Source organism: Cellulomonas sp. PS-H5 (assembly GCF_019265565.1).
Taxonomy (GTDB): domain Bacteria; phylum Actinomycetota; class Actinomycetes; order Actinomycetales; family Cellulomonadaceae; genus Cellulomonas.
The window spans coordinates 1-4,095 of record NZ_JAHVCI010000113.1; the positions used below are offsets into that span (position 1 = coordinate 1).

The 4,095-nt window shown below is 77.0% G+C and carries 2 protein-coding genes and 1 pseudogene; 1 reads left to right on the forward strand and 2 read right to left on the reverse strand.

The annotated features are described in order from the left end of the window. Positions 1-718 (reverse strand): annotated as a pseudogene (locus tag J5O08_RS20355) (hypothetical protein); the annotation flags it as partial. Between the two features lie 99 nt (positions 719-817). Continuing rightward, positions 818-1,639, reverse strand: coding sequence for an alpha/beta fold hydrolase (locus tag J5O08_RS20360; RefSeq protein WP_218708728.1), 822 nt, complete (start codon positions 1,637-1,639; stop codon positions 818-820). A gap of 160 nt (positions 1,640-1,799) precedes the next feature. Between J5O08_RS20360 and J5O08_RS20365 the strand changes: the two genes are divergently transcribed. Next, positions 1,800-4,095, forward strand: a 2,296-nt coding sequence (locus J5O08_RS20365; RefSeq protein ID WP_218708729.1) for a helix-turn-helix domain-containing protein, incomplete at its 3' end; no start/stop codon positions are given.

The following is a 4,095-nucleotide window of genomic DNA, read 5'->3' on the forward strand; positions in this document are numbered from 1 at the left end:
CCGCCGGCCCGCCCGCACCGCCCGGCGGGTACCAGCCCGGGGGCGCGGCGGCGGCCCGGCGCCGCCGGCGGCGCACCAGCACCACCACGAGCGCCACGACGCCGCCGGCCAGCAGCAGCCCCGCGCCGCCCGCGACCGCAAGCCCGAGCCACGGGGCGCCGGCCTCCGACGCGACGGCCTGCAGCACGAGGTCCTGGGTGCCGTCGCCGGTCCACGAGACGGTGCGGGGGTCGTCCGGGTCGACCTGGCCGTTGGTCTCCTCGACGTCGCCGGGGAACGTGAAGGCGATCCGGATGTCGGCCTGCACGGACATCCCCAGGTCGGTGTCGCCGGTCGACGCGGGCAGCGTGCCGTCGAGCGTGTAGCGACCGTCGGCGTGCGCGAGCGTCATGCCCTCGCCGTTGAAGACCGCGAACGGCACGGCGTCGAACACGTACTGGCGCCCGACGGCGTCTTCGTCCTCGTAGGGCTCCTCGCGGACCTGGACCCCGCCGTCCTCGCCGAGCAGGCCGCTCGGGCCGTCCGCCCCGGTGCCGAGCAGCTCGTCGACGTCCTGGCCGGTCATCTCGAGCACCGACCGGTCGACCGCGACGACGTACGAGCCGGAGACGGTGTCGTCCTCGCCGACCTGCACCCGCATGTCGAACCGGAAGCAGCCGGACAGGGTCGCGACCGCGAGCAGGGCGACGGCGAGCGCGCGGATCGGGCGGGTCGTCATGCCTCACCCATCGGCGGGCCGTGACGGCGCCTTGACGGGCGTCGCCCGATCGGCGCACAGCGGGTGCACAGACCGGGCGACGCCCGCGGGGCCGGCGGGTCAGTCGGCGATGAACGCGAGGATGTCCTTGATCAGGGCCTCCTGGTACGCGCCCGAGATGCCGTGCGGGGCGCCCGGGTAGACCTTGAGCGTGCCGAGCTTGACGAGGTCGATCGACTTGTACGCCGCCGCGGCGATCGGGACGATCTGGTCGTCGTCGCCGTGCGCGATGAGGATCGGGACGTCCAGGGCCTTGAGGTCCTCGGTGAAGTCGGTCTCGGAGAAGACCTGCACGCAGTCGTAGGCGGCCTGCAGCTCGGCGAGCATGCTCTGCCGCCAGAAGTCGTCGCGCAGGCCCTGGCTGATCGTCGAGCCCTCGCGGTTGGCGCCGTAGAACGCCTCGGAGAGGTCCTGGTAGAACTGCGAGCGGTCGCGCAGGACGCCCTCGCGGATGCCGTCGAACGCCTCGATCGGGGTGCCCTCGGGGTTGGTCTCGGACTTCAGCATCACCGGCGGGACGGCGCCCGCGGTGACGACCTTGGTCACCCGGCCCTTGCCGTGCTGCGCGGCGTACCGGACGACCTCGCCGCCGCCGGTGGAGTGGCCGATGACGGTCAGGTCCGTCAGGTCGAGCTGCTCGACGAGCGACGCGAGGTCGCGGGCGTACGTGTCCATGTCGTTGCCGCCGCTGGTGCGGGACGAGCGGCCGTGGCCGCGACGGTCGTGCGCGATCGCGCGATAGCCGGCGTCGTGCAGGACCTTGAGCTCGTAGGCCCAGGCCTCGGAGCTCAGCGGCCAGCCGTGGCTCAGCAGGACGGGCTTCCCCTGGCCGTAGTCCTGGTAGAAGATCTCGGCGCCGTCGGGCGTGCTGACGTAGGGCATGGTTCCTCCTCGGTCGGGGTCCGGACCGACCTGCCGCGGGGCACTTGCCCGGGGCGTCCGTCCCCGGTCACGATTGGACCGCGCAGCGCCGCGCGCGGACCAGGAAGAAGTCCGGCAGAACTCGGGGGAGCTCGCCGGCCGGGGGCAGAGGCGGGCGAGGGTGGACGACGACCTGGGAGCGCTCCTGCGCCGGCACCGGCAGGACGCGGACCTGACGATCGAGGACCTGGCCGCCGCCTCGGGGGTGAGCGACCGGGGCATCGGCGACATCGAGCGCGGCGTCAGCCGGGGTCCGCAGCACCGGACGGTCGAGGCGCTCGCGGACGCCCTGCGGCTGCGCCCGGACGACCGTGCGGCGCTGCTCCGGCTCGCCCGGGACGGCCGCCGTCGCCCCGCGGCACCCGTCCCGCACGCCCTGCCGCTCCCGCGCCGGGTGCCGGACTTCACCGGTCGCGCCCAGGAGCGGGCGGGGCTGGGCCAGGTGCTGCGAGGCGGCGGCCCGGACGCCCCCGCCCCGGTCGCCGTCGTGACCGGGCCGCCCGGCTTCGGCAAGACGACCCTCGCGGCGCAGGTGGCGCGCGACCTGCGGGACGACTTCCCGGAGCGCCTCTTCCTGGACCTGCGCGGCGTCGACCACGAGCCCGTGACGCCGGACGCCGCCGTGCGGCGGGTCGCGGAGGCGCTCGCGTCGGGGACCGTCCCGCCCGACCCCGACGCGGCGAGCGCGCACGTCCGCGGCCTGCTCACCGACCGGCGCGTGCTGCTGGTCCTGGACAACGCGGCGTCCGAGGAGCAGGTCCGGCCGCTCGTCCCGGCCGACGGGCCGTCCGCCGTCCTGGTCACCAGCCGGCGCGCGCTCGCGGGGCTCGACGGCGTGCAGCACCGCGCGGTGCTCGGCCGGCTCGCGCCCGGCGACTCGGTCGGCCTGCTGGACGCGATCCTCCCCGGGCGCGGGTCCGCCGAGGACCTCGCCCGGCTCGCCCGGCTCTGCGACGACGTCCCGCTGGCGCTCCGGATCGCCGGCAACCGGCTCGCGGCCCGGGCCGGCTGGTCGATCGACGGGCTGGTGCGCCGGATGGCCGCCGACGAGCGGCGCCTCGACGCCCTCGCCGCGGGCGACCTGCGGGTGCGCGCGGCCTTCACCTCGTCGTACGAGCAGCTCGGCCCGGGCGCGCAGCGGCTGTTCCGGCGGCTGGCCCTCGTGGACGCGCCCACCACCGGTGCCGGGCTCGCGGCCGCGCTGGTCGGCGAGTCCGTCTGGCGGACCGAGGACCTGCTCGACGAGCTCGTGGACCTCAGCCTGGTGCAGCACCTGCCCGGCGACCGCTACGGGCTGCACGACCTGCTGCGGCTCTACGCCCGGTCCGAGCTGGAGCACCAGGAGGACGCCGCCGCGCACGACGCGGTGCGCGCCGCGGCCGACGACTGGCTGCTCCGGACGACCGTGCGCGCCGGGTACCGGTTCGAGCCGGACCACGCCCACGAGCGGTCCGCCGCGCCCGGGGAGCGGGACGTCGACCTCCCCGACCAGGAGGCGGCGCAGGCCTGGCTGCGCGCCGAGTCGGCGAGCTGGCTGCCCGCGCTCCGCCGGGCGGCGGCCGCCGGCTCGCACGCGCGCGTCGCGGAGGTGGCGGACGCGCTGCACTGGTTCTCCGACCTCTGGGCGACGTGGGACCGCTGGGCCGAGGTGTTCGACCTGTCGGCCGACGCGGCGACCGCGCTGGGCGACGACCGGCTGATCGCGGTGCACGAGGGCTACCGCGCCTGGGCGCAGTCGATCTGCCGCGGCGACCTCGTGCGGGCGCGCGCGGCCGCGGACCGCGCGCTGGCCGCGGCCCGGCGGTGCGGGGACACCACCCAGGAGGGCTGGGCGCTCAGCTACCGGTCCTGGATCGCGTCGCAGTCGGGCGACCTCGCGCACGCCGAGCGCGACGCGGCGGCGGCAGTGGACTGCATGCTGGCGGCGGGCGACCACGAGGGCGCGCCGCAGGCGATGCTGTCGCTCGCGAAGGCCCGCCAGCGGCTGGGTCGCCTCGACGAGGCCGCGGCGACCGTGCGCGCGACGATCACCCGGGTCGCCGACCCGCGCACCCGCCCGCGGGCGCAGGTCGCGCCGTTCACGGAGGCCAACGCGCACGTCTACCTCGCCTCGATCCTCGTCGAGGCGGAGCGGTGGGACGAGGCGCGCTCCGTCGCGTCCGAGGCGCTGCGCCTCGCGGCGCCGCTCGGGGTGCCGCGGATCGTGGCGACGGCGCACCTGGCCCGCGGCCGCGCGCACGCGGCGCTCGGCAACACCGACGCCGCGGTGCTGGACATCGAGATCGCGGTGGCCGCGCGTCGCGAGCTCGGGATCGACGCGCCGCTCGCGGCCGCGGTGGCGGCCCTGGCGGAGGTGCGCGCCGCCGCCGTGGGGGCGCCCGCGACCGGGCCGGGCGCGCCGGACCGCGCGCCGGACC